Annotated in this window: 22 protein-coding genes; 5 read left to right on the top strand and 17 right to left on the bottom strand. The window is 61.8% G+C overall.

Features of this window, described 5'->3' with window-relative positions; all coding sequences use genetic code 11:
* Positions 1 to 3: 3 nt before the first annotated feature.
* The 5 genes from ssuD to CAF63_RS25055 all read right to left on the bottom strand — a co-directional run bounded on the left by ssuD (position 4) and on the right by CAF63_RS25055 (position 5,503).
* On the bottom strand, positions 4 to 1,152 hold the full coding sequence (ssuD, locus tag CAF63_RS25035; protein WP_011336452.1) for an FMNH2-dependent alkanesulfonate monooxygenase: 1,149 nt from the start codon (positions 1,150 to 1,152) through the stop codon (positions 4 to 6).
* Positions 1,153 to 1,177: 25 nt separating this feature from the next.
* On the bottom strand, positions 1,178 to 2,158 hold the full coding sequence (locus tag CAF63_RS25040; RefSeq protein ID WP_085689864.1) for a sulfonate ABC transporter substrate-binding protein: 981 nt from the start codon (positions 2,156 to 2,158) through the stop codon (positions 1,178 to 1,180).
* Between the two features lie 89 nt (positions 2,159 to 2,247).
* Positions 2,248 to 2,841, bottom strand: a complete 594-nt coding sequence (gene ssuE / locus CAF63_RS25045; RefSeq protein ID WP_085689866.1) for an NADPH-dependent FMN reductase — start codon at positions 2,839 to 2,841, stop codon at positions 2,248 to 2,250.
* A gap of 315 nt (positions 2,842 to 3,156) precedes the next feature.
* The gene (locus CAF63_RS25050; protein ID WP_011336455.1) at positions 3,157 to 3,795 is read right to left on the bottom strand and encodes a peroxiredoxin; all 639 of its coding nucleotides are present in this window, start codon (positions 3,793 to 3,795) and stop codon (positions 3,157 to 3,159) included.
* Between the two features lie 307 nt (positions 3,796 to 4,102).
* Positions 4,103 to 5,503 carry an OprD family porin gene (locus CAF63_RS25055; RefSeq protein WP_085689868.1) on the bottom strand — a complete coding sequence of 467 codons (1,401 nt, stop codon included), beginning with the start codon at positions 5,501 to 5,503 and terminating at the stop codon, positions 4,103 to 4,105.
* A 365-nt stretch (positions 5,504 to 5,868) separates the two neighbouring features.
* Between CAF63_RS25055 and tauA the strand changes: the two genes are divergently transcribed.
* Positions 5,869 to 6,858 carry a taurine ABC transporter substrate-binding protein gene (gene tauA / locus CAF63_RS25060; RefSeq protein ID WP_007951777.1) on the top strand — a complete coding sequence of 330 codons (990 nt, stop codon included), beginning with the start codon at positions 5,869 to 5,871 and terminating at the stop codon, positions 6,856 to 6,858.
* 82 nt (positions 6,859 to 6,940) lie between these two features.
* On the opposite strand, the gene argA is transcribed toward tauA, so the two are convergent.
* Positions 6,941 to 8,239 carry an amino-acid N-acetyltransferase gene (argA, locus tag CAF63_RS25065; RefSeq protein WP_007951778.1) on the bottom strand — a complete coding sequence of 433 codons (1,299 nt, stop codon included), beginning with the start codon at positions 8,237 to 8,239 and terminating at the stop codon, positions 6,941 to 6,943.
* Positions 8,240 to 8,374: 135 nt separating this feature from the next.
* On the bottom strand, positions 8,375 to 9,523 hold the full coding sequence (argE, locus tag CAF63_RS25070) for an acetylornithine deacetylase (RefSeq protein ID WP_085689871.1): 1,149 nt from the start codon (positions 9,521 to 9,523) through the stop codon (positions 8,375 to 8,377).
* 156 nt (positions 9,524 to 9,679) lie between these two features.
* On the opposite strand from argE, the gene CAF63_RS25075 reads away from it, so the two are divergent.
* Positions 9,680 to 11,050: an inorganic triphosphatase gene (locus CAF63_RS25075; protein ID WP_085689873.1), complete on the top strand. Its 1,371-nt coding sequence runs from the start codon at positions 9,680 to 9,682 to the stop codon at positions 11,048 to 11,050.
* A gap of 156 nt (positions 11,051 to 11,206) precedes the next feature.
* On the opposite strand, the gene CAF63_RS25080 is transcribed toward CAF63_RS25075, so the two are convergent.
* A complete protein-coding gene (locus tag CAF63_RS25080) occupies positions 11,207 to 11,671 on the bottom strand; it encodes an Lrp/AsnC family transcriptional regulator (protein ID WP_027610503.1) in 465 nt (154 codons plus the stop codon).
* Between the two features lie 126 nt (positions 11,672 to 11,797).
* Here CAF63_RS25080 and CAF63_RS25085 point away from each other — a divergent pair, with 126 nt between their 5' ends.
* The 3 genes from CAF63_RS25085 to CAF63_RS25095 all read left to right on the top strand — a co-directional run bounded on the left by CAF63_RS25085 (position 11,798) and on the right by CAF63_RS25095 (position 14,398).
* Complete coding sequence (locus CAF63_RS25085) at positions 11,798 to 12,136, top strand: hypothetical protein (protein WP_085689875.1); 339 nt, start codon at positions 11,798 to 11,800, stop codon at positions 12,134 to 12,136.
* 90 nt (positions 12,137 to 12,226) lie between these two features.
* Entirely contained in the window at positions 12,227 to 14,011 is a 1,785-nt protein-coding gene (locus CAF63_RS25090) for a GspE/PulE family protein (protein ID WP_085689877.1), read from the top strand.
* Positions 14,012 to 14,080: 69 nt separating this feature from the next.
* Entirely contained in the window at positions 14,081 to 14,398 is a 318-nt protein-coding gene (locus CAF63_RS25095) for a DUF2388 domain-containing protein (RefSeq protein WP_007951791.1), read from the top strand.
* Between the two features lie 190 nt (positions 14,399 to 14,588).
* Here the strand turns inward: CAF63_RS25095 and gcvP are convergent, their stop codons facing one another.
* The 9 genes from gcvP to pepP all read right to left on the bottom strand — a co-directional run bounded on the left by gcvP (position 14,589) and on the right by pepP (position 26,522).
* A complete protein-coding gene (gene gcvP / locus CAF63_RS25100) occupies positions 14,589 to 17,462 on the bottom strand; it encodes an aminomethyl-transferring glycine dehydrogenase (RefSeq protein WP_085689880.1) in 2,874 nt (957 codons plus the stop codon).
* A 134-nt stretch (positions 17,463 to 17,596) separates the two neighbouring features.
* Positions 17,597 to 17,980 carry a glycine cleavage system protein GcvH gene (gene gcvH, locus CAF63_RS25105; RefSeq protein ID WP_085689882.1) on the bottom strand — a complete coding sequence of 128 codons (384 nt, stop codon included), beginning with the start codon at positions 17,978 to 17,980 and terminating at the stop codon, positions 17,597 to 17,599.
* Positions 17,981 to 18,029: 49 nt separating this feature from the next.
* Positions 18,030 to 19,112 (bottom strand): glycine cleavage system aminomethyltransferase GcvT, encoded by a 1,083-nt coding sequence (gene gcvT / locus CAF63_RS25110; protein ID WP_085689884.1) that lies wholly within the window; start codon positions 19,110 to 19,112, stop codon positions 18,030 to 18,032.
* A gap of 157 nt (positions 19,113 to 19,269) precedes the next feature.
* Positions 19,270 to 20,886: an iron ABC transporter permease gene (locus CAF63_RS25115; RefSeq protein WP_085689886.1), complete on the bottom strand. Its 1,617-nt coding sequence runs from the start codon at positions 20,884 to 20,886 to the stop codon at positions 19,270 to 19,272.
* Positions 20,887 to 21,048: 162 nt separating this feature from the next.
* Positions 21,049 to 22,053, bottom strand: a complete 1,005-nt coding sequence (locus CAF63_RS25120) for an extracellular solute-binding protein (protein ID WP_085689889.1) — start codon at positions 22,051 to 22,053, stop codon at positions 21,049 to 21,051.
* Positions 22,054 to 22,298: 245 nt separating this feature from the next.
* Positions 22,299 to 23,516 (bottom strand): 2-octaprenyl-3-methyl-6-methoxy-1,4-benzoquinol hydroxylase, encoded by a 1,218-nt coding sequence (locus CAF63_RS25125; RefSeq protein WP_178081324.1) that lies wholly within the window; start codon positions 23,514 to 23,516, stop codon positions 22,299 to 22,301.
* Positions 23,517 to 23,525: 9 nt separating this feature from the next.
* On the bottom strand, positions 23,526 to 24,011 hold the full coding sequence (locus tag CAF63_RS25130) for a DUF4442 domain-containing protein (protein WP_007951806.1): 486 nt from the start codon (positions 24,009 to 24,011) through the stop codon (positions 23,526 to 23,528).
* Positions 24,004 to 25,191, bottom strand: a complete 1,188-nt coding sequence (ubiH, locus tag CAF63_RS25135; RefSeq protein ID WP_064379959.1) for a 2-octaprenyl-6-methoxyphenyl hydroxylase — start codon at positions 25,189 to 25,191, stop codon at positions 24,004 to 24,006. The genes CAF63_RS25130 and ubiH overlap by 8 nt, the downstream gene beginning before the upstream one ends.
* A complete protein-coding gene (gene pepP, locus CAF63_RS25140; protein ID WP_085689893.1) occupies positions 25,188 to 26,522 on the bottom strand; it encodes a Xaa-Pro aminopeptidase in 1,335 nt (444 codons plus the stop codon). The genes ubiH and pepP overlap by 4 nt, the downstream gene beginning before the upstream one ends.
* Positions 26,523 to 26,541: the final 19 nt, after the last annotated feature.

Here is a 26,541-nt window from a genome sequence, read left to right on the forward strand (position 1 = left end):
GCCTCAGCTCTGGGACGCGGCTTTGGGAAGAATGTCGTTGGCCACCATCTCGCCGAACGGGCTGACGTAACCGGCGCTTTTCGGCAATTCCGGGCGCTCGACATCGAGGTGCGGGAACAGCAACTCGGCCACCCGATACGATTCTTCGAGGTGTGGATAACCGGAGAAGATGAAGGTATCGATGCCCAGATCCGCGTATTCCTTCACGCGCGCCGCCACGGTCGGACCGTCGCCGACCAGTGCCGTGCCGGCACCGCCGCGCACCAGACCGACGCCGGCCCACAGGTTCGGGCTGACTTCGAGGTTGTCACGGCTGCCACCGTGCAGCGCGGCCATGCGTTGCTGGCCGACCGAATCGAACCGCGCCAGCGAAGCCTGAGCGCGCTTGATGGTGTCGTCGTCCAGGTGCGAAATCAGACGATCCGCCGCTTGCCAGGCTTCAGCGTTGGTTTCCCGCACGATCACATGCAGACGAATGCCGAAGCGCACGGTGCGTCCGAGCTTGGCCGCTTTGGCACGAACCTGTTCGATCTTTTCGGCAACGGCTGCGGGCGGCTCGCCCCAGGTCAGGACCATCTCCACTTGTTCGGCGGCCAGATCCTGCGCCGCTTCCGACGAACCGCCGAAATACAGCGGCGGACGCGGCTGCTGGATCGGCGGATAGAGCAATTTGGCGCCTTTCACGCTGATGTGCTCGCCGTCGTAATCCACGGTTTCGCCTTCCAGCACCCGGCGCCAGATCCGGGTGAATTCCACCGAAGCCTGATAGCGCGCTTCGTGATCGAGGAACAGACCGTCGCCGGCCAACTCTTCCGGATCGCCACCGGTCACCAGGTTGAACAGCGCACGACCGCCGGACAGGCGATCCAGCGTTGCCGCCTGACGCGCCGCCACCGTCGGGGAAATGATCCCGGGGCGTAGGGCAACCAGAAACTTCAGACGCTGGGTCACCGGGATCAGCGACGCGGCCACCAACCACGAGTCTTCGCAGGAACGGCCGGTGGGAATCAGCACGCCGCCGAAGCCCAGACGATCCGCCGCTTGCGCGACCTGTTGCAGATAGCCGTGGTCGACGGCGCGGGCGCCTTCGGCGGTGCCAAGGTAATGGCCGTCGCCGTGGGTAGGCAGGAACCAGAAGATGTTGAGGCTCATGGAGTGGTCTCCTTGGGGATTCGATTTACTGGGCTTGGGTGACCGAGCTTTGGGCCACAGCGGCCGGTGGGGTCCAGATCACGTCCTTGATGCTCAATGGCTTGGGAATCAGCTTGAGCTGGTAGAAGGTGTCGGCGATTTTCTGTTGCGCGGCGACCACTTCCGGGGTCAGGAACAGCGCGCCGTAGCCCTGGCGTTTCACCGAGGTCAGGGTGATGTCTGCCGGCAGGCCGAGCAGCGGCGACACCTGTTGGGTCACGTCTTGCGGGTTGGCCTTGGACCACTCGCCGACGGCGCGCACTTCTTCCACGAGGGTCTTGATCACCTCGGGATTTTTCTGCGCGTAGGGTTTGGTCGCCAGGTAGAACTGGTGGTTGTCGACGATGCCTTTGCCGTCACGCAGAGTGTGCGCTTGCAGTTGTTTCTCGGCGGCCGCCTGGTACGGATCCCAGATGACCCAGGCGTCGACGCTGCCACGTTCGAACGCGGCGCGGGCATCGGCCGGCGGCAGGAATACGGTTTGAATGTCGGTGTACTTGAGGCCGGCGTCTTCCAGCGCACGCACCAGCAGGTAGTGAACGTTGGAGCCTTTGTTCAGGGCGACTTTCTTGCCCTTGAGATCCGCCACCGATTTGATCGGCGAATCTTTCGGCACGAGGATCGCTTCGCTGTTCGGCGCTGGTGGCTCGTAAGCCACGTAGAGCAGATCGGCACCGGCGGCCTGGGCGAAGACCGGCGGGGTTTCGCCGGTGACACCGAAGTCGATCGAACCGACGTTCAGGCCTTCCAGCAGTTGCGGGCCGCCGGGAAACTCAGTCCATTGCACGTCGACGCCTTGGGCGGCGAGGCGTTTTTCCAGAGTGCCCTTGGCTTTGAGCAGCACCAGCGTGCCGTACTTCTGATAACCGATCCGCAACGTCTCGGCTTGAGCTTGAGTGATGGCGCCGAAGGACACAGCCGCAGCAAACAGAGCGACCAGACCACGACGCAAAAATACAGTGCGCATAGCGCTCTCCTTTTTGCTGTTGGGTTTTGGCTGCACCTGCTTGCCCGTTGGCGGGCGAGTAAGGCCAGTACTTCAAATTTCGATGTGGCTCAAATGCTCCAGCGAGCACTCAACAAACGTTCGTTCAATAAGCCCGGTTCCAGCGGCTTCGGCCGACGGGCCATAGCACTGACAAACTGATCCAGCGCTTCGTGCAGCCGCTGTTCCAGGGCTGGTGCCAGCTGCGCCGCAGCACTGCCTTCGCCGTAAGCGATCTGGCTGTCCTCGGCAAAAATCCCTTGCAGCATTTCCTGGGCTTTCAACGCCGACAGCACCGGTTTGAGGGCGTAATCGACCACCAGCATGTGGGCGATGCTGCCGCCGGTGGCCACCGGCAGAACAATCTTGTGGTTCAGGGCGCGTTCCGGCAGCAGATCCAGCACGGTCTTCAGGGCGCCGGAAAACGACGCCTTGTACACCGGCGTGGCGATCAGCAGGCCATCGGCGTTTTCAATCTGTTGCAGCAGGTCGAGCACCTTCGGGCTGTCGAAGCGGGCGTGGAGCAGGTCTTCGGCCGGGAAGTCCCGCACCTGATAACTCACCACTTCCACCCCTTGCTGCTGCAACCAGCGTTGCGAGCGTTCCAGCAACACCCCGGAGCGGGAACGTTGACTGGGACTGCCACCGAGTGAGACGACCAGCATTCAGACGATTCCTTGCGCGTTACAGGCGATTCGCGGGTTGCGATCTCGCTTCGATGTCAGTGACCTTACCAGCTGATTCATATATCCATAAATCATATTTATTCATTTGGTTATTCTTTATGGAGATATGCATTTCACTTTCGTGCGGGCAAAAAAACAGGCCGTGAAAACGGCCTGAAACCCTGCATCGTGGTTTTGATTTCCGTGTTGAACAGGCCGACGCCTTCGCGAGCAAGCTCGCTCCCACATTTGAAACGCAGCCCCCCTGTGGGAGCGAGCTTGCTCGCGAAAGCGGTGGCGGCTTTACCGCAAAGGTTATTTGTTTGGTTGTGGGGTCAGGCGCAGGTACGGTTTCACCGCGCGGTAGCCTTTCGGAAAGCGCTGCTTGATTTCGTCTTCGTCCTTGAGCGACGGCACGATCACCACTTCTTCACCGTCCTGCCAGTTGGCCGGGGTGGCCACCTTGTAGTTGTCGGTGAGCTGCAGCGAGTCGATCACCCGCAGGATCTCGTGGAAGTTGCGCCCGGTGCTGGCCGGATAAGTGATGGTCAGGCGGATCTTCTTGTTCGGATCGATCACGAACAGCGAACGCACGGTCAGGGTGTCGTTGGCGTTCGGGTGGATCAGATCGTACAGATCGGACACCTTGCGATCGGCATCGGCCAGGATCGGGAAGTTGACGATGGTGTTCTGGGTTTCGTTGATGTCCTCGATCCACTTGTGGTGCGAGTCCACCGGATCGACCGACAGTGCAATGGCTTTCACGCCACGCTTGGTGAACTCGTCCTTGAGCTTGGCCGTGAAGCCGAGCTCGGTGGTGCAGACCGGAGTGAAGTCCGCCGGATGGGAAAACAGCACGCCCCAGCTATCGCCCAGCCATTCGTGGAAACGAATCTTGCCGGCGCTGGAATCCTGTTCGAAATCGGGGGCGATATCGCCAAGTCTGAGGCTCATGGTGCGGCTCCTGATGAGTTGTTGGAGACCTCAACTGTAGCTCGGGATTCACCATCGTGAAAAAGAATAAATAACGAGATATTTATATCGTTTAAGAATATTAAACATCTGTTCACTGGACGCCCCGCACCATCGCGACGAACATCGCCCTCAAGGTTCGAGAAGGCCTTGAGTTGCTGTAAAGAGGGGAACATCGGGGAAGGCTTACGGGGGTGAGCCGGATCCGAAAACGCAAAAGCCCCGTCCGGCGCGATGCCGGACGGGGCTTTTTTTACATCAGGCTTTTTACATCAGTGCAGGAGCGCTATTACAGCAGCGGGATCGAGTAGCTGACGATCAGGCGGTTTTCATCCTGGTCACGCTGACCTGGGATGTCGTTGCGCCAGGTAGCGTTTTTCCACATCAAGCCCAGATTCTTCAGCGGACCTTCTGGAACGACGTAACCAACGGTCAGGTCGCGTTCCCACTCGGAGCGGCCAGTAGCGTTGACACTGACCTGGTTGAAACCGACACGGCCGGTGGTGTCGATATTGTCGCCACGCAGGTAAACCACACCGGCGGTCAGGCCAGGCAGGCCGACTTTGGCGAAGTCATACGAGTAGCGAGCCTGCCAGGTACGCTCGCCAGCACGACCGAACTTCTGGATTTGCATGTCAGTGATGGTGTAGTTCGAAGAACCGTCACCTTGGTTCAGCCACGGGAAGTCGCTGTTGCCGTTGCTGACCTGATAACCGCCACCGAAGGTATGACCAGCAACGGTGTACAGGAACAGACCGCTGTACAGGTTGTTGTCGACCTTACCTTTGGTGATGCCAGTACCGTAGTCACCGGAGGTGTAGTAGTTGGCATCGGTGCCATTTTTACCGTCGTCACGGCTGTTGAAGTAACGGAGATCAGACTTCAACACGCCAGGGCCGATTGCCCAGTTGTGCACCAGGCCCAGGAAGTGTTGCTTGTAGAACTGGTCCAGATTGCCGTAGTAGTACTGGGCAGTCAGGTCTTTGGTGATTTTGTAGTCACCACCAGCATAGATGAACTTGTTGCTGTCGCGGCCACTCGCAGTACGACCGTTGGCGCCAGCGATCGACAGTTCTTCGTTGTTGCTGGAGTTACGACCCTTGACGTGCTCGATCTGACCGCCAACAAGGGTCAAGTCCTTGATGTCGCCCGAGGTGATCTGACCACCCTGGAAAGTTTGCGGCAGCAGACGACCATCGTTTGTAACGATAACCGGGTTTTTAGGCTGCAGAGTACCCAGCTTCAGTTCGGTCTGGGAGATCTTGGCCTTGGCAGTCAGACCCAGGCTGGAGAAGTTATCAACCGCTTCGCCATTGGATTTGCTCGGGAAAACAGTGCCGCCGTAGGAGCCGTAGTTGGTCGCTGTCGCCGGGGAAGCGCCGTTAGTACCACCACCCGAGTCCAGACGCACGCCCAGCAGGCCGATGGCGTCGATACCAAAGCCTACAGTGCCTTGGGTGTAACCGGAGATGAAGCGCAGATCGAAGCCTTGGCCCCATTCTTCCTGCTTGCTTTGAACGCCTGCACGCTTGTTGGCAGGAGCGTTGACGTCGCCATCGCGGTTGTCAGTGTTGATGTAGAAGTTACGCAGACCCAGAGTGGCCTTGCTGTCTTCGATGAAACCGGCGGCGCCTGCCTGCTGCGCCAAAACCCCTACGGCCACGGCCAGGGCCAAGGTGGACTTGTTCATGTTTCGCTCCTCTCGTTTCTAATTCTTGTGTTCCTGGTCCGGGGTCTGATGCCCCTGGATCCTAAGATGCGCGATTAGCGCCAGACCGTGACTGACAAGTCAATCGTAACCTTGTGTGTCTACGACCAAGGTCTAATCGCAGTTATTTGGTCCCTGCAGGGTAAAGACTTCCTGATAAACCCAAAAAGAATTTATTCATTCTTTTTTATATCATTCGGCTATATTGCCAGCCAATTGCCATCTGTACCGGGATACAGCGTATCGGCGACTAAGCTCATTACTAAATGGTATTTGTTAGCCTTTTTTTAGATCGATTAGCTTTGACGCAACCCCGTTTCGTCAATCCCTATCAAAAAGGCGACGCCATGATGGCCAAACGCGCACTATCTAGTCAATTTGTTACAGTTTGTGTGTCGGCGCTGATTTCTTTTTCAGCCCATGCCGCCAACCTCACCGTGGGCTACCAGACCGGTATCGACCCGAGCAAAGTCCCGCAGGCCGACGGCGTCTACGAGAAGACCATCGGCGAAAAAATCGACTGGCGCCGGTTCAACAGCGGCCCGGAAGTTGTGACAGCCATTGCCTCCGGCGATGTGCAGATCGGCAATCTCGGTTCCAGCCCGCTGGCGGCCGCCGCCTCGCGCAATCTGCCAATCGTTGCCTTCATCGTTTCGGCACAGATCAATGCCGCCGAAGCGCTGGTGGTGCGTAACGGCAGCGGCATCAACAAACCCGAAGACCTGATTGGCAAGACCATCGCCACCCCGTTTGTCTCCACCTCCCACTACAGCTTGCTTGGCGCACTCAAGCACTGGGGCCTGGACACCTCGAAAGTCAAAGTAGTGAACCTGCAACCCGCAGAAATCGCCGCGGCGTGGAAGCGTGGCGACATCGATGGCGCCTTTGTCTGGTCGCCGGCGCTGGGTGAAATCCGCAAGACCGGCAAGACTTTGACCGATGCCGCGCAGGTCGGCCAGTGGGGCGCGCCGACCTTCGAAGTCTGGGTAGCACGCAAAGACTTTGCCGAGAAGCATCCTGAAGTCGTGGCCAAGTTCGCCAAGGTGACCCTGGACTCGTTCGCTGATTACGCGGCCCATAAAGACAGCTGGACCGCCGACTCGGTGCCTGTGCAGAAAATCGCCAAACTGACCGGTGCCAATGCTGCCGACGTTCCGGAATTGCTCGCCGGTTCGGCATTCCCCGACGCCAAGGCACAACAGACCACGGCGCTGCTGGACGGCGGCACGGCGAAGGCGATTGGTGAGACGGCGAAGTTTTTGAAGGAACAGGGCAAGGTCGAAAGTGTTCTGCCTGACTACTCGCCGTACGTCAGTGCGAAGTTTGTAACCGAATAAACGCTATCGCGAGCAGGCTCGCTCCCACACCGGCTCGGTGAACCTTTGTGGGAGCGAGCCTGCTCGCGATGAGGGCGTCACATCACAGAGACTTTTCGAAGATCTTCGAATTGCGCTGATAGTTATAGAGAGAAGCCCGAGCCGCCGGCAGGCGCTCGACGCTGCTCGGTTCGAAGCCGCGCTCGCGGAACCAGTGGGCAGTGCGGGTGGTGAGGACGAACAGGGTCTTCAGGCCCTGCGCCCGGGCACGGGTCTCGATGCGCTCGAGCAATTCGTCGCCGCGACCACCATGGCGATACTCGGGATTCACCGCCAGGCACGCCAGCTCACCGGCATCCGAATCGGCAATCTGATACAGCGCCGCACAGGCGATGATCATCCCTTCACGCTCGACCACGCTGAACTGCTCGATCTCGCGTTCCAGCACTTCGCGCGAGCGGCGCACCAGAATGCCCTGCTCTTCCAGCGGGCTGATCAGATCGAGCAAACCGCCGACGTCTTCAATCGCCGCCTCGCGCACCAGTTCGAATTGCTCCTGGGCCACCAGCGTACCGCCACCGTCGCGGGTGAACAGTTCGGTCAGCAGCGCGCCGTCCTCGGCATAACTGACGATATGGCTGCGCGCCACGCCGCCACGACAGGCTTCGGCGGCGGCATCCAGCAGTTCCGCCTGATAGTTGCTGCCCAGACGCTGCAAATGCGCCGGCACCTGCTGCGGACGCAGCTCGCGCACCAGTTTGCCGTTTTCGTCGATCAGACCGAGGTCGGCACCGAACAGCAGCAGCTTGTCGGCGCCCAGATCGATGGCGGCGCGGGTGGCGACGTCTTCGCAAGCCAGGTTGAAGATTTCACCGGTCGGCGAATAACCCAGCGGTGACAGCAGCACGATGGAGCGCTCGTCGAGCAGGCGGTTGATGCCTTTGCGGTCGACCCGACGCACTTCGCCGGTGTGGTGATAGTCGACACCTTCCAGCACGCCGATCGGCCGCGCCGTCACGAGGTTGCCGCTGGCCACCCGCAGACGCGAACCCTGCATCGGCGAGGAGGCCATGTCCATCGACAGCCGCGCTTCGATAGCGATACGCAGTTGGCCGACCGCGTCGATCACGCATTCCAGCGTTGCGGCATCGGTGATGCGCATGCCGTGGTGGTAATGCGGGGTCAGGCCGCGAGCGGCAAGACGGGTTTCGATCTGTGGGCGAGAACCATGAACCAGCACCAGCCGCACGCCGAGGCTGTGCAGCAGCACGATGTCATGGACGATGTTGCCGAAATTCGGATGCTCCACGCCGTCGCCCGGAAGCATGACGACGAAGGTGCAATCGCGGTGAGCATTGATATAAGGAGACGCGTGACGAAGCCAATTGACGTATTCGGGCATGAACCTGGGCCTGTAATAAATAGCAGCCGGGAAAAGGGCAGAACGGAAAACGCACAGCGGGCTGATGGTTATCGTCGGAACAGGCTTGGCGACACGCGCGCTCTCCTCATGAATACGGGTGGGTGTTTGGGCAATTTATACAGCTTTGAGACAGTAATGTTCGATCAACTGCCGCAATAGATGCACGGTAGGCTGCAAACGTGACATTTCGAGGTACTCGTCCGGCTGGTGCGCACAGGCGATGTCGCCGGGGCCGAGTACGATGGTTTCGCAGCCAAGGCGCTGAAGATAAGGCGCTTCGGTGCCGAACGCTACCGCTTCGGCCGCGTGGCCGGTGAGTTTTTCGGCAATTCGCACCAGCTCCGCGTCTTCGGCCTGCTCGAACGGCGGCACTTCGGGAAACAGCGGCGCGTAATCGATCTTCACCTGATGGCGTTCGGCGACCGGGTTGAGCCTGCGCAGAATCTCGCTGCGCAAGAGCTTGGGGTCCATCCCCGGTAGCGGCCGCAGGTCGAACTCCAGCGAACACTGGCCGCAGATGCGGTTGGGGTTGTCGCCACCGTGGATACAGCCGAAGTTCATGGTCGGCTGCGGCACGCTGAACTGCGGGTTGTTGAATTCGCGTTGCCACAGCAGGCGCAGGCCGCGCAGTTCGCCGATGGCATCGTGCATCGCTTCGAGGGCGCTGTGCCCCAGGCGAGGATCCGACGAATGGCCGCTCTGCCCGAGGATATCGATGCGCTCCATCATGATGCCCTTGTGCATGCGGATCGGCTTGAGCCCGGTCGGCTCGCCGATCACCGCCGCCCGGCCCAGCGGTCGCCCCGCTTCGGCCAGCGCCCGGGCACCGGACATCGAGCTTTCTTCATCGCAGGTGGCGAGGATCAACAGCGGTTGCTTGAACGGCTGGTCGAGCAGCGGTTGCACGGCTTCGATGATCAGGGCGAAAAAGCCCTTCATGTCGCAACTGCCGAGGCCGACCCAGCGGCCGTCGACCTCGGTGAGTTTCAGCGGGTCGGTTTTCCACAGCGCATCGTCGTACGGCACCGTGTCACTGTGCCCGGCCAGCACCAGCCCGCCGGGACCGCTGCCAAAACTGGCAAGCAGGTTGAATTTGCCGGGGCTGACCTGCTGGATGTCGCAACTGAAACCGAGCTCGCCGAGCCAGCCCGCGAGCAGATCGATCACCGCCCGGTTGGACTGATCGAGCCGCGGCTGAGTGCAACTGACCGACGGCGCGGCGATCAGCGCAGCGAACTGGTCTTGCATGGACGGCAAAGGCATCGCTGACTCCAACTCCCGGATTGAGGTTCATCATAGAACCATCCGGCGCCGAGAATAAACCGCCGCAAAGCGTAGGAAGGTTCAGTCCTGTACACTGCACGGCCTTGGCAGCCACACATTCCCCCGGCTGCGCTCCCGATCCTGGATTTTCCGGCCATGCAGAAAGAAACCGAAATCAAACTCCGCGTCAGCCGCGAAACCCTCGCCGCCCTGCGCGAGCACCCTCTCCTGAAAAAACGCAACAAAAGTGGCTGGGAACGCCGTGAGTTGATGAATCAGTACTTCGACACGCCAGAGCGCGACCTGGCCCGGGCCAAGGTTGCCCTGCGCCTGCGCAAGGACGGCGAAGAGGTGATTCAGACCCTCAAGACCCGTGGCCAGAGCGTCGCCGGCCTGTCCGAGCGTAACGAGTACGACTGGCACCTGCCCAAAGCCAAGCTCGACGTGAAGAAACTCGACGGCGAATGCTGGCCCGAGTCCCTTGCCGAGCTGGACAAGAAAACCCTGAAGCCGATCTTCACCACCGATTTCGTCCGCGAACGCGCCGAAATCGCCTGGGGCCGTGGCAAGACCAAAGTGGTCATCGAAGCCGCGCTGGACCTGGGCCACGTGGTGGTCGGCAAACAGAAAGAAGAAATCTGCGAGCTGGAACTGGAACTGCGCGAAGGCGAACCTGCCGCGCTGCTGGAACTGGCCGCCGAACTGGCCGAAACCCTGGCCCTGATGCCATGCGACATCAGCAAGGCCGAGCGCGGCTATCGCCTGTACGATGCCAACAGCTACTCGCTGAGCCTGCCGGCGCCGGTCATCACCGCTGAAACCCCACTGGACGACGCTTTCGCCGCCCTGGCCTGGCACTTGCTCGGCAGCAGTCAGCGTCTGGCCGAACAGTATCGTTTCAACGGCCACTGGCGCCTGTTGCAGGACTGGGTCGAGAACCTAGCGGAAATGCGCGCCCTGCTGAGCAGCCTAGGCCAGGCCGCACCGCGTCCGTCGACCCACGACTTGCGCGTTGCCCTCGATGCCCTGCTGGAAGACTGGCGCCCGCTGGTGCAGGTCGGCATCGAAGACGAAGACGTACGCAAAGCCGCACCGGAGCAGTTCCTCGAAGAGCTGGAAGATCCGCGCTGGGGCCTGTTCTCGCTGAACGCTTCGCGCTGGTTGCTGGCCCGCACCTGGACCGCTGACCGCAATACCCGTGGCAATCGCCAGGGTGCCGCGCAGTTGCAAAGCTGGCTGCCGCGCCTGCTGGGCGAAGAAGCCACTTCGCTGCAATTGCAGCGTTATCAGCAACAGCCGGAAGATCTGGCCGAGCAACTTCCGCGCATCGAACGCATCCAGGTCTGGCTGCACCACGCGCGCAACGTGCTGGAGATCCCGGAAATGGATCGTCTGTACGGCGAGCTGAACAAACTGGCGCAACTGGCCAACGAACCGACCATCACCGACGAACTGCTCGATGCACGCAAGCATCAGGCGATTGCGGTGTACCAGAACCGCGCGTGGAAAATGCTGCTGCGCATGTAACACCGCCATTGCCAGCAGACTGTGATCGTTCCCACGCTCTGCGTGGGAATGCCTCAATGGACGCTCTGCGTCCGCTTTGGGACGCGGAGCGTCCCGGACTGCATTCCCACGCGGACGGTTCGACGCCTCGACGTGGGAACGATCATCAGCAAAACGTCAGACCGGCAAACTGGTCGTGGACTTGATCTCCGACAACGCCACAATCGAGTTCACTTCCTGAATCCCCGGCACCAGCGACAGCTTCTCGAAGAAGAACCGCTCATACGCCTCGATGTCCGCCGCGACGATCCGCAACAGAAAATCCACCGCCCCCATCAGCACGTAACACTCCAGCACTTCGGGAAAGCCGCGAATCGCCTCGGTGAACTCAGTGAAGTTCGAACGGCCGTGGGCGTTGAGTTTGATCTCGGCGAAGATCTGCGTGTTCAGGCCGATCTTCTTGCGATCAAGCAAAGTCACCTGGCCACGAATGATCCCCTCCTCCTTCATCCGCTGAATCCGCCGCCAGCACGGCGATTGCGACAGGCCCACCTGTTCGGCGATCTGTGCGCTGGACAAGGAAGCGTCCTCTTGCAGCAGGGCGAGAATGCGCCGGTCGTAGCTGTCCAGCTCGCTGTGCATAAATAATCCTCAAATTCAGCCAAACCCGAATTGATCTACCCGATCAATAACGTAATCGGCTCATCTTAGATAAGAAATGCCCGGCATCGAATGTAAAAATTCCTCCACTGATTCCGGAGACCTGCCATGCCACACCTCGAAGCCGTCAACACCCCTGCGCCCCGTGCCGATGTGTGGAACGCCAGCAACGCCCATTGCCTTGCGCAATACCAGATCCTGGCCGAGGCCGAGCCGGATTTGCTGGTGCGGGTGCTGAACCTGTTCGCCTTGCAGTGCCTCACCCCGGAACAGGTCAATGTCCAGCGGCTGGACGACTTGCTGTCGATCGACATCGTCATGGGTGGCCTGAGCTGGCACCGCGCCCAGGTGATCGCGGAAAAACTTCGTAACCTGATCAGCGTCTGCTCGGTGGACCTGCAAAACCCCGAAGCGGCGTGGGATGCACCGGCGCAGGCGGCCGGCTGACAAGAACCGAAACGTCTTCGTCGGGTAGTGGCCCAACGGTCGGCGGGGCCACGACTATCCTTTGCGCACTGTCGTTCAAAAGGAGCCCGCATGTCCGTTCAACTCGCCACTCAGGACCGCTGGCTGGATCTCAATGAGGTACTGCGGGAGCTGGTCGCCCAAGGCTTCATCTGCCAGGACTCGGCGGAGCAAGCGCTCAACGCCCGGCGCCGGCATGCCGCCCACGGCCAGAAGCATCCGCTGGAATTCATCGCCAGCCAGCAACTGGACGACCTCAGCCGTCCGGGCAAACACCTCGACCTGGAAAGCCTGACCCTGTGGCTGGCGCAGCAGGCCGGCCAGCCGTATCTGCGGATCGATCCACTGAAGATCAACGTCGCCGCCATCACGCCGCTGATGTCCTATGCCTTTGCCCAGCGCCACAAGATTCTCGCGGTGTCGGTTGATCGCGATGCGGTCACAGTGGCCAGCGCCCAGCCCTACGTCAGCGGCTGGGAGGCGGATCTGACTCACGTCCTGAAACTGCCAATCAAACGGGTGGTGGCCAACCCGGCGGACATTCAGCGTTTCAGCGTCGAATTCTTTCGCCTAGCCAAATCGGTCAGCGGCGCCAGCAATGCCGATGCGCAAAGCGGCAACCTCGGCAACTTCGAACAACTGCTCAACCTCGGCGCCAGCGATCAGGAGCCCGACGCCAACGACGCGCACATCGTCAACATCGTCGACTGGCTGTTCCAGTACGCCTTTCAGCAGCGGGCCAGCGACATCCACATCGAACCCCGGCGCGAGCAAGGCACGGTGCGCTTTCGCATCGACGGTGTGCTGCACAACGTCTACCAATTTCCGCCGCAGGTGACGATGGCCATCGTCAGCCGCCTGAAAAGCCTTGGCCGGATGAACGTCGCCGAGAAGCGCAAACCCCAGGACGGCCGGGTCAAGACCAAGACCCCGGACGGCGGCGAAGTCGAGCTGCGCCTGTCGACCCTGCCCACCGCGTTCGGTGAAAAAATGGTAATGCGGATCTTCGACCCGGAAGTGCTGCTCAAGGATTTCGACCAGCTCGGTTTTTCCGCCGACGACCTGCGGCGCTGGCAGGACATGACCCGCCAGCCCAACGGCATCATCCTGGTCACCGGCCCGACCGGTTCCGGCAAGACCACGACGCTGTACACCACACTGAAAAAGCTGGCGACCCCGGAGGTCAACCTCTGCACCATCGAAGACCCGATCGAGATGGTCGAGCCGGCCTTCAACCAGATGCAGGTCCAGCACAACATCGACCTGACCTTCGCCGCCGGCGTGCGCGCGCTGATGCGGCAAGACCCGGACATCATCATGATCGGTGAGATCCGCGACCTGGAAACCGCCGAAATGGCAATCCAGGCGGCACTGACCGGGCACCTGGTGCTCTCGACCCTGCACACCAACGACGCGCCGAGCGCCATCAGCCGCCTGCTGGAACTCGGCGTGCCGCATTACCTGATCAAGGCCACCGTGCTTGGCGTCATGGCGCAACGACTGGTGCGAACCCTGTGCCCGCACTGCAAGGCGCCGCTGACTCTTGATGAAGAAGACTGGCAAACCCTGACCCGGCCGTGGCAGGCGCCGCTGCCGGGCAATGCGCAACGGGCCATCGGTTGCCTGGAATGCCGCGACACCGGTTATCACGGTCGTGCCGGGGTCTACGAAATCATGCAACTGACCGACAGCCTCAAAGCCTTGATCAGCCCCGACACCGATCTCACCGCGATCCGCCGACAGGCATTCAAGGAAGGCATGCGCAGCCTGCGATTATCCGGCGCGCAGAAAGTCGCGGCAGGGCTGACGACGCTTGAGGAAGTGTTGCGGGTGACGCCACAGAGTGAGCAGAAATAGCCGCTCACGGAACCGGATCGGGGAAACGGCGATCCAACCGGTTATTCAACACCAGTGGAGTCACCCAACATGCGTCTCAAACTTGCTGTCGCCACCCTTGCCCTGCTGTCTCTGCCCGTCGGTTCGGCAATGGCCGACAGCTTTTGGCGTAACGTCATTTCGTCCGGTGCGACCACCGGCTCGACCTACCTGACCTTCAAGGATCACAAACTGATCGTTGCCGCCCAGGACGATGCTGGCAGTTTCGTCGCCAGCGATGGCGGCATCCGTGGCCCGTACCTGGAAGCGGCGATGCAGAAAGTCCGCGCCGACAACCCGGGCCTGCAGGCAACGGACATGGAACTGGCGAACGCGATTCTGGCGAAGAACGCCGTGGCGTCGGAGTAATCTTCCGGCCAAACAAAAATGCCGCTCACACGAGCGGCATTTTTTTGCCTCGGACTTCACATTCACCACGGAACACTGTGGGAGCCAGCCTGCTGGCGATAGCGGTGGATCAGTCACCGAAGATGTCGATTGGACTAGCGCAATCGCGAGCAGGCTCGCTCCCACAATGGTTTGATTTCACCCACAGTGATCAGCGGTAATCGTCCACCGGCACGCAGGCGCAGAACAGGTTGCGGTCGCCGTAGACGTTATCGACCCGATTCACTGCCGGCCAATACTTGTGCGCCTTGGTGTGCGCATCCGGCGTGATGCCCTGCTCGATGCTGTAGGGCCGATCCCACACGCCGGTGATATCGGCCAGTGTGTGCGGGGCCCGTTTGAGCGGGTTGTCCTCGGCCGGCCAGTTGCCGTTCTGCACCTCGGTGATTTCCGCGCGGATGCTCAGCATCGCGCCGATGAAGCGATCCAGTTCGGCCTTGGACTCGCTCTCGGTCGGCTCGACCATCAAGGTGCCCGGCACCGGGAACGACATGGTCGGCGCGTGGAAGCCGTAATCCATCAGGCGCTTGGCGACGTCCTCCTCGCTGATGCCGGTCTGCGCTTTCAGCGGCCGCAGATCCAGAATGCATTCGTGGGCGACCCGCTCGTTGCGACCGGTGTACAGAACGGGGAAAGCACCGGACAGATGCTGGGCCAGGTAGTTGGCCGCAAGGATCGCCACTTCGCTGGCATCCGCCAGTTGCGGCCCCATCATCGCGATGTACATCCAGCTGATCGGCAGAATGCTCGCACTGCCCCACGGCGCGGCACTGACCGCACCGTTCTGCGGTTGCGGCCCGTCGATCGGAATCACCGGATGGTTGGCAACGAATGGCGCCAGATGCGCACGCACGCCAATCGGCCCCATGCCCGGCCCGCCTCCGCCGTGGGGAATGCAGAACGTCTTGTGCAGGTTCATGTGCGACACATCGGCGCCGATGTCCGCCGGCCGCGCCAGCCCGACCTGGGCGTTGAGGTTGGCGCCATCCATGTACACCTGTCCGCCGTGCTTGTGGATAACTTCGCAGATTTCGCTGATGCCTTCCTCGTACACGCCGTGGGTCGACGGGTAGGTCGCCATCAGGCACGACAGCTTGGCCCCGGCCTCGGACGCCTTGGCTTTCAAGTCCTCCAGATCGACGTTGCCGGCATCGTCGCACTCGACGATCACCACGCGCATCCCGGCCATCTGCGCCGAGGCCGGGTTGGTGCCGTGGGCCGACGAAGGAATCAGGCAAATATCCCGAGCGCCCTGTTGGCGGCTCTCGTGATATTTACGGATCGCCAGCAGTCCGGCGTACTCGCCCTGGGCGCCGGAGTTGGGCTGCATGCAAATCGCATCGAACCCGGTGATCGCGCACAGCCAGCGCTCCAGTTCTTCGATCATCAGCGTGTAACCGACCGCCTGCTCCCGGGGCACGAATGGGTGCAGATTGGCGAATTGCGGCCAGGTGATCGGAATCATCTCGCTGGTGGCGTTGAGTTTCATGGTGCAGGAACCCAGCGGGATCATCGACTGGTTGAGCGCCAGATCCTTGTTCTCCAGCTGCTTAAGGTAGCGCAGCATCTCGGTTTCGCTGTGGTGGGCGTTGAACACCGGATGGCGCAGGTACGGCGTGCTGCGTTGCAGCGTGTCGGGAATGCCGGAGGTCAGCGTTTCAGCGTCGAGCTCATCGACGCTCAACCCGTGATCGGCGCCCAGCAGTACATCGAACAGTCTGGCCACGGTGTTTTCATCACAGGTCTCATCGAGGCTCAGACCGAGTTGGCCACGACCGAGGATGCGCAGGTTGATCTGCGCGGCCCGCGCGCTTTCGATGATCGCGGTTTGCGCCCCGCCCACGTCCAGCGTGAGGGTATCGAAGAAGTGTTGGTTGAGGCGCTGGATGCCATGGCGCTCAAGCCCGGCGGCGAGAATGCAGGTCAGCCGGTGCACCCGCTGGGCGATTCGTTTCAGTCCTTCCGGGCCGTGATAGACCGCATAGAAACTGGCGATGTTGGCCAGCAACACCTGGGCGGTGCAGATGTTCGAATTGGCCTTCTCCCGGCGAATGTGCTGCTCGCGGGTTTGCAGGGCCATACGCAGCGCGACGTTGCCACGGGCATCTTTCGACACGCCGATGATCCGCCCCGGTATCGCTCGTTTGTATTCCTCGCGACTGGCGAAAAAAGCCGCGTGCGGGCCGCCATAACCCATCGGCACGCCAAAGCGCTGGGATGAACCAAACACCACGTCGGCGCCCAGTTCGCCCGGCGGGGTCAGCAGCAACAGACTGAGCAAATCGGCCGCCACGCAGGCCAGCGCCTGCTGCGCGTGCAGGTGATCAATCAAGGGACGCAGGTCGCGGATCTCGCCGTGGGTGTCGGGGTATTGCAGCAGCGCGCCGAACACCTGGTGCTGCTTCAAGTTATCCACAGTGTCGACGATCAATCCGAAGCCGAAGCCTTCGGCGCGGGTCTGCACCACGGAAATGGTCTGGGGATGACAGTTTTCGTCGACGAAGAACAGATTGCTTTTCGACTTCGCCACGCGCTTGGCCAGGGCCATGGCTTCCGCCGCGGCGGTGGCTTCATCGAGCAGGGAGGCGTTGGCCAACTCGAGACCCGTGAGGTCGATGGTCAGTTGCTGAAAGTTGAGCAACGCTTCGAGCCGACCCTGGGCGATTTCCGGTTGATAAGGCGTGTAGGCCGTGTACCAGCCGGGATTTTCCAGCACATTTCGCAAGATGACGGTCGGCGTCAGGGTGCCGTGGTAGCCCATGCCGATCAGGCTTGTCCAGACCTGGTTCTGCTCGGCATAACCGCGCAGCTTTGCCAGCGCCGCCTGTTCGTCCAGCGCCGGCGGCAGATCCAGCTCGCGGTTGAGGCGAATGCCCGGCGGCACGGTCTGTTCGATCAGTTCGACCCGGCTGCCGAGGCCGAGGCTGTCGAGCATCGCCTGCTGCTCGGCGGCATCGGCGCCGAGGTGGCGGCGCAGAAAGGCATGGGGATCGCGTAACTGGCTCAGGGATGGCAACTGGGACATGACGGGCTCTCTCTTGGCTGGCGGCTCGGCGTCAATGCAACACGGTCAAACCAGCATAGCAGCCACCCCGACGGCAAAAGTCCCGGGCAGAAAAAAGCCCCGACGGGTCGGGGCTTTGAGGGCTAGCGTGCAGCTTATTCGCCGATGGCAGCCTTGTAGGCGGCCGCGTCGAGCAGCTTGTCCAGCTCGGCCTTGTCGCTTGGCTTGAGCTTGAAGATCCACGCGGCGTACGGATCGTTGTTCAGTTCTTCCGGCGAACCGGCCAGGTCTTCGTTGACGGCAATCACTTCGCCACCGACCGGAGAGTAGATGTCGGAAGCAGCCTTCACCGACTCGACGACACCGGCGGCATCACCGGCAGCGAACACCTTGCCCACTTCTGCCAGCTCGACAAACACTACATCACCCAACGCTTCTTGGGCGTGATCGCTGATGCCCACGGTGACGGTGCCATCGGCTTCCAGGCGCGCCCATTCATGACTTTCGGCAAAACGCAGTTCAGCTGGGATGTTGCTCATGCTCGGTGTCCTCAAGAAATTGTCAGCGGTCGTGCCCGCCGGAAAAGGTTTAGATCAAGGTTTTGCCGTGACGGACGAAGGTCGGTTTGACCACTCGTACCGGATACCACTTGCCACGGATTTCCACTTCGGCGCGGTCGGCAGTCGCCATCGGTACACGCGCCAAGGCAATCGACTTGCTAAGCGTAGGAGAGAAACTACCACTGGTGATCTCCCCTTCGCCAACATCAGCGATACGAACCACCTGATGGGCCCGCAAAACCCCGCGCTCCTCAAGCACCAGGCCGACCAGTTTGTGCTGCACACCGGCGGTTTTTTCCGCTTCCAGCGCATCACGACCGATGAACCGGCGCGTGGCCGGTTCCCAGGCGATGCTCCAGGCCATGTTCGAGGCCAGTGGCGAAACGTCCTGGTGGATGTCCTGACCGTAAAGGTTCATGCCGGCTTCGACCCGCAGCGTGTCGCGGGCACCGAGGCCGATGGGGGAAATGCCGGCGCCCACCAGATCGTTGAAGAAACCGGGGGCCTGATCGGCCGGCAGGGCGATTTCCAGACCGTCCTCACCGGTGTAGCCGGTACGCGCAATGAACCAGTCGCCGTCGACGTGGCCTTCAAAAGGCTTGAGCATCTGGATCAGATTGGCGCGGGACTGGGTCACCAGTTCGGCAATCTTGTGCCGGGCCAGGGGGCCTTGAATGGCGAGCATCGCCAGCTCGGCGCGTTCGTGCATTTGCACATCGAAGCTGCCCAGCTGTGCCTGCATCCAGGCCAGGTCCTGATCGCGGGTGGAGGCGTTGACCACCAGACGATAACCGTCTTCGAGGCGGTAGACGATCATGTCGTCGACGATGCCGCCGCGCTCGTTGAGCATGGTGCTGTACAACGCACGGCCGGGGCTGTGCAGGCGTTCGACGTCATTGGCCAGCAAATGCTGGAGCCAGGCCTTGGCCTGGAGGCCGGTGACATCGATCACGGTCATGTGGGAAACATCGAACACCCCGCAATCGCGACGCACCTGATGGTGTTCCTCGACCTGCGAGCCGTAATGCAGGGGCATGTCCCAACCGCCAAAATCGACCATCTTCGCGCCGAGGGCGAGATGCAGGTCATACAGAGGCGTACGCTGTCCCATGGGTTTCTCCTTCCGGGCGTGGCGAAGGTGCGGAGCGCTGCTGCACGGATCGGAAAGCCCTGTAAAAAAGGGCTTTCAGCCGATTTCAGCGACAGGGTCTGTCAGACGGACCGCACCGAATGCCGCGCATTGTAGCCGCATGATTCAGGACTCACTACTAAGTGTTTCGATGCGCCGAACGGCGAATAAGTCCGATGACCGGCAACAGACCGACCAGCACCAGGGTCAGCGCCGGCAACGACGCCCTCGCCCATTCGCCTTCGCTGGTCATTTCGAAGATCCGCACCGCCAGCGTGTCCCAGCCAAACGGGCGCATCAGCAGGGTTGCGGGCATTTCCTTGAGCACATCGACGAACACCAGCAAGGCGGCGCTGAGCGTGCCGGGCAGCAACAGCGGCAGATACACTTTGAAAAACAGTCGCGGCCCACTGACACCCAGGCTACGTGCCGCTTCAGGCAAAGAGGGCCGTATACGCGCCAGACTGCTTTCCAGTGGCCCATAAGCCACCGCCACGAACCGCACCAGATACGCCAGCAGCAACGCCGCCAGACTGCCCAGCAGCAACGGTTTGCCCGCACCGCCAAGCCAGCCGGACAGCGGAATCACCAGCTCACGATCCAGATAACTGAACGCGAGCATGATCGACACCGCCAGCACCGAGCCTGGCAAGGCATAACCGAGATTGGCCAGACCGACCGCAGAATTGATCGTCCGGGTCGGCGCCAGGCGCCGGGCGAACGCCAGCAACATCGCCACGCCGACCGTGATCACCGCCGCCATGCCGCCCAGATATAACGTGTGGAGAATCAGCCCGGCGTAGCGCTCATCCAGATCGAATCGCCCGCGCTGCCAGAACCACACCACCAGTTGCAGCACCGGAATGACAAACGCACAGGCGAACACCAGACCGCACCAGCCGGTCGCTGCCCAGGCCTTTGGCCCGCGCAAGTGATACAGCGCCTTGACCCGTGGTCGCTCGTTGCTTGCCCGATTGGCACCGCGCGCGCGACGCTCGCCGTACAACACCAGCATCACCACCAGCAGCAACAGGCTGGCCAGTTGCGCGGCGCTGGGCAGGCTGAAGAAGCCGTACCAGGTCTTGTAGATCGCGGTCGTGAAGGTGTCGAAGTTGAACACCGACACCGCGCCGAAATCCGCCAGAGTTTCCATCAGCGCCAGCGCCACACCGGCACCGATGGCCGGCCGCGCCATCGGCAATGCCACGCGCCAAAACGCCTGCCACGGCGACTGGCCGAGCACTCGCGCGGCTTCCATCAATCCCTTGCCCTGCGCCAGGAACGCAGTGCGCGCCAGCAGGTAGACGTAGGGATAAAACACCAGCACCAACACCAGAATCACCCCGCCGGTGGAGCGCACTCGCGGCAGGCGCAGGCCGGTGCCGAACCATTCGCGCAGCAGGGTTTGCACGGGGCCTGCGAAATCCAGCAGGCCGACGAAGACGAACGCCAGCACGTAGGCCGGGATCGCGAACGGGAGCATCAGCGCCCAGTCGAGCCAACGCCGACCGGGGAATTCGCAGAGGCTGGTGAGCCAGGCGAGGCTTACGCCGATCAGCGTCACGCCGACGCCTACGCCGATGACCAGCGTCAGGGTGTTGCCCAGCAGGCGCGGCATCTGGGTTTCCCACAGGTGCGACCAGATCTGCTGATCGATGGTTTGCCATGACAGCAGGAGGACGCTGAGGGGAAGCAGCACCAACGCGGCGATGGTGAAGACGATGGGGTACCAGCGGCGTTGGGCGGGGTGGGCCAAGGAAACAGTCTCGTTCAAATGATTGTGCCCACGCTCTGCGTGGGCACACATTCTGTGACGCTCTGCGTCACGCTGTCGATGATGCGACGCAGAGCGTCGGGGGCTGCATTCCCACGCAGACGGTTCGACGTGGGAACGATCAACGTTGTTGTATGTAAAAACTCAGTTCCAACCCGCCCGATCCATCATCCGGATCGCTTCAGCCTGACGCTTGCCCGCCACTTCAACCGGCAGCGTATCTGCCACGAACTGGCCCCACGCCGCCACTTCTTCAGAAGGCTTCACCGCCGGATTCGCTGGGAACTCCTGGTTCACATCGGCAAAGATCTTCTGCGCCTCAGGCGTGGTCATCCACTCCACCAGCGCCTTGGCCGCCTCCGGGTGCGGTGCATGTTTGGTCAGGCCGATGCCCGACAGGTTGACGTGTACGCCGCGATCCGCCTGATTCGGCCAGAACAGTTTCACCGGCAGATCCGGCTTCTGCTTGTGCAGGCGGCCGTAGTAGTAGGTGTTGACGATGCCGACGTCGCACTGGCCGGCGTTGATCGCTTCGAGCACCGCGACGTCGTCGGAGAACACGTCGGTGGACAGGTTGTTGACCCAGCCCTTGAGGATCTTCTCGGTCTTCTCGGCACCGTGGACTTCGATCATGGTGGCGGTCAGCGACTGGTTGTAGACCTTCTTCGCCGTGCGCAGGCACAGGCGGCCTTCCCAGTTCTTGTCGGCCAGTGCTTCGTAGGTGGTCAGTTCGCCCGGTTTCACCCGTTCGGTGGAATAGGCGATGGTCCGCGCGCGCAGGCTCAGGCCGGTCCAGGCGTGGCTGGACGAGCGATATTGCAGGGGAATGTTGGCGTCGATGGTTTTCGAGGTGAACGGCTGGAGAATGCCCATCTGCTCAGCCTGCCAGAGGTTGCCGGCATCGACGGTCAGCAGCAGGTCGGCGGTAGCGTTCTCGCCTTCGGCCTTGATCCGCTGCATCAGCGGCGCTTCCTTGTCGGTAATGAACTTGATCTTCACCCCGGTCTTGGCGGTGTAGGCATCGAACACCGGCTTGATCAGCTCATCGATGCGCGAGGAGTAGACCACCACCTCGTCGGCGGCCTGGGCGGCAGTGCTGCCGATCAGGGTCAGGGCCAGTGCGGTCAGAACACGCTTGGATGCCAACATGGGAGCGGTCTCTCGGTCGGGAAAAGTGGCCCAAATGATAAGGACTCACATTTGCGAGCTCAATCGAACACTTTCCCAAGGAGTTACCAGATGTTGCACAGCCCGAAACCTCTGGCGACTGAACTTTCGCCTTCGCGGGCAAGCCCGCTCCCACAGTGGTCAGTGTGAAATTCAAATTTGAGTACACCCTGGAACCCTGTGGGAGCGGGCTTGCCCGCGAAAGGGCCGTCAGTCCCAACGGAGAATTAAGGTTTAGCCAGGACGGGAAGGTCCCCGGTCAGCCCCAATGCTTCGCGCACGAACAGCGCCTTGGCCTCGGGCATCTGCTCAACGATTTTCAGTCCGGTATTACGCAACCAGCGCAGCGGCAGCGGATCGGCCTGGAACAACCGCTCGAAACCTTCCATCGCGGCCATCAGCGCCAGATTGTGCGGCATGCGCCGGCGCTCGTAGCGGCTCAGGACTTTCACGTCCGCCAGGCGTTCGCCGCGTTCGTTGGCCTGCAACAAGACTTCGGCCAGCACCGCGGCGTCAAGGAAGCCGAGATTCACGCCCTGCCCCGCCAACGGGTGAATGGTGTGCGCGGCATCGCCGATCAACGCCAGGCCTTCGGCCACGTAGCGTTTGGCATGACGTTGACGCAGCGGCACGCACAGGCGCGGGTCGGCACTGATGACGTCGCCGAGGCAACCTTCGAACGCGCGCTCCAGCTCACGGCAGAAGTCCGCCTCATCCAGCGCCATCAGCCGTTCTGCTTCGCTTGGCGTGGTCGACCAGACGATCGAGCACCAATCCTGCTGACCGTCACGCTCAAGCGGCAGAAACGCCAGCGGCCCGTGATCGGTGAAACGCTGCCACGCGGTCATCCGGTGCGGTTTGCTGCTGCGCACGCTGGTGACGATGGCGTGATGCAGGTAATCCCACTCGCGGGTGGCGACGCCGGTCAGACGGCGCACGGCGGAATTGGCCCCGTCCGCCGCAATCACCAGCGGTGCGCGCAAAGTGCGGCCGTCGGCCAGGGTCAGCAGCCAGTCGTCACCGGAACGGCGCATCTGCTCCAGTCGCGCGTTGGCCAGCAGGCCCATATCGCAATCGTGCAGACGGTCGAGCAAGGCGTCCTGGACCACTCGGTTTTCGACGATATGGCCGAGCACATCGGCATGCACGCTGCTGGCCGAGAAGTGGATCTGGCCGGTGCCGCTGCCGTCCCAGACATGCATGTCGGTGTAAGGGCTGCTGCGTCGGTTGACGATGCCGTCCCACACGCCGAGGCGATCGAGGATCCGCTGGCTTGCTGCCGACAACGCACTGACTCGCGGCTCGAACGGCGCATCGCCATTGAAGGGTTTGACGCTCAACGGGCTGCCGTCGAGCAACAGCACTTCCAGCCCGCTGCCCTGCAACGCCAGCGCCAGGGCACTGCCGACCATTCCGGCTCCGACAATCAGCACATCCGCGCGCATTTCCATGCTTTAAGCCTGTCTCGCTGGCGGCTTGAGCCGCACGTAAAGGGTTTTACCGACCCGCGCCACCAGGTTGCCGGCGCCGTCATGAATGTCGACCTGCAACTGCGGCAGGTATTTCTCGCCACTGGCGGTCTGTCGACGGATCTCGTCGAGCAGGGTGTCGTCGATGTTGAACCGGGCGAACACCGGGCCTTTGCCCGGCGAGATGAAATCAATGTCGGCGGCCTTGTCCCAGACGATGTACCGCGAGCCGAGGTTTTCCATGAGCATCAACATGAAGAACGGATCGACCATCGAATACAGACTGCCGCCGAACTGGGTACCGACGTAATTGCGGTTGTACCAGCCCAGGCCCATCGAGACCTGGATGTCACGAAAGTCATCGCTGATGTGCTTCACGCGGACACCGGCGCCGAAATACGGCGGGTAGAACGTCATGATCCAGCGCATCAGCCGCGCCTTGCCAAACTGCTTGATCAGCCACTCACGCATCCGGCCGCGTCCCCAGCCCCATGGCCTGGCGGGCGAACCAGCGCTTGGCCGGCGGCAGCAGATCGAGGCCGAGCAGGCCGATGTTGCGCCCCAGCGACACCAGCGGCTGAGTGCTGCCGAACAGGCGCGTGACCTGATCGGAGAAGCCGACGGTGAGGTCCTGATCGAGACGCTGACGCTCGCGATAGGCCTGCAACGTAGCGAAATCCCCCAGCGGTTTGTCGCTGGCCAGCAACGCGGCGGCCAACGCATCGGCATCGCGCAGGGACAGGTTGAAACCCTGCCCGGCAATCGGGTGCAGACTGTGGGCGGCGTTGCCGAGCACGGCCAGATGCGAACGCACCTGCTCTTCGGCCTCTACTAGCGACAGCGGGTACAGATGCCGCGCGCCAACCTGTTTCAGAGTACCGAGACGGTAGCCGAACACGCCTTGCAGCTCGCTGAGGAAATCACGCTCGCTCAGGTCGGCCAGCCGTTGCGCGTCCATGCCCAGACGGGTCCAGACCAGCGCGCAGCGGTTTTCCGGCAGCGGCAGCAACGCCATCGGGCCTTCATCGGTGAAGCGCTCGAAGGCCATGCCGTTGTGTGCTTCGCTCGGAGTGATGTTGGCGATCAGCGCGCTCTGGTTGTACGGGCGCTTGCGCACGTTGATGCCCAGTTGCTCGCGCAGACCGGAACGGCCGCCATCGGCGAGCACCGCCAGATCGCACTCGACTGTGGTTTCGTCGTTGAGGGTCAGGCGATAGCCGTCAGGCAGCGGCTCCATGCGGGAGACCTCCGCCGGGCAGCGCCAACTGATCACCTCTTTATCGAGGTGCTGCCACAGGCACTGGCCGAGCCAGGCGTTTTCCACTACATAACCGAGCGCCGGGACGCCCTCTTCCATCGCCGAAAGGCGGGCGGTGGAAAAACGTCCACGGTCGGACACGTGAATCTGCTTGATTGGCTCGGCGCGGCGGGAGATTTCCTGCCACACGCCCAGCCGCTGATAAATCTGCCGCGAACCGAAAGACAGCGCCGAGGAACGCGCGTCGTAGCTCGGTTGCCAGGTGTCACCGGGGGCGAACGGTTCGATCAGCACGATCTTCCAGCCCCGGGCCTTGGCCCCGGCCTGCAAGGCCAACGCCAGACTGGCGCCGACCAGACCGCCACCGATGATTGCCAGATTGACCCGACTCATGCCGCGCAGGTCCGTGCTTGCGCCATCAGGGCTTCGATCTCGGCGACGGTTTTCGGCACGCCGCCGGTCAGGATTTCACAACCGCTCTTGGTCACTACCACGTCATCCTCGATGCGCACGCCAATGCCGCGCCATTTTTTCGCTACGTTCTGATTGTCCGGGGCGATGTAGATGCCCGGCTCCACGGTCAGCGCCATGCCGACTTCCAGCACCCGCCATTCGCCGCCGACCTTGTACTCGCCGACGTCATGCACATCCATCCCGAGCCAGTGGCCGGCGCGGTGCATGTAAAACGCCTTGTAGGCCTCGGAGGCGATCAACTCGTCGACTTCGCCCTGCAACAGCCCCAGCTTCACCAGCCCGGTGGTGATCACCCGAACCGTGGCTTCGTGCGCCTGGTTCCAATGCTTGTTCGGAGCGATTTCGGCGAATGCCGCTTCCTGCGAAGCCAGCACCAGTTCGTAGATCGCTTTCTGTTCAGCGGAAAACTTGCCGTTGACCGGCCAGGTGCGGGTGATGTCGCTGGCGTAGCAGTCGATCTCGCATCCGGCGTCGATCAGCACCAGATCGCCGTCCTTGAGCAGCGCGTCATTCTGCTGGTAATGCAGGATGCAGCTGTTGCGCCCGGCAGCGACGATCGAGCCGTAGGCCGGCATTTTCGCCCCGCCCTTGCGGAACTCGTAATCGAGTTCGGCTTCGAGGCTGTACTCGTACAGCCCGGCGCGGCTGGCCTGCATTGCCCGGATGTGAGCCTGGGCGGAAATCCGCGCCGCTTCGCGCATCACCTTAACTTCTGACGCCGATTTATACAGGCGCATGTCGTGCAGCAGGTGATCCAGGGCAACGAATTCGTTCGGCGGCTGGGCACCGAGGTGCGCCTTGGAGCGGATCACGTTGATCCAGTCCATCAGGTGGCGGTCGAATTCCGGGTTGCTGCCCATCGCCGAATACACCCGGTCGCGGCCTTCGATCAGGCCCGGCAGGATGTCGTCGATGTCAGTGATGGGGAAGGCGTCGTCGGCGCCGAAATCGCGGATCGCGCCTTCCTGGCCGGCACGCAGGCCGTCCCAGAGTTCGCGTTCGGCATTGCGCTCACGGCAGAACAGCACGTATTCGCCATGTTCGCGACCGGGCATCAGGACGATGACCGCCTGTGGCTCGGGAAAACCGCTGAGGTACTGGAAGTCGCTGTCCTGGCGATAGACATGCTCGACGTCGCGGTTGCGAATGGCGACCGCGGCGGCAGGCAGGATCGCGATGCTGTTGGGTTCCATCTGCGCCATCAGCGCCTTGCGGCGCCGGGCGTATTCCGCTTTCGGGATATGGATCATGGGCAGATGGCTTTCCCTG

It is taken from the genome of Pseudomonas sp. B20(2017) (genome assembly GCF_002113125.1).
GTDB lineage: Bacteria > Pseudomonadota > Gammaproteobacteria > Pseudomonadales > Pseudomonadaceae > Aquipseudomonas.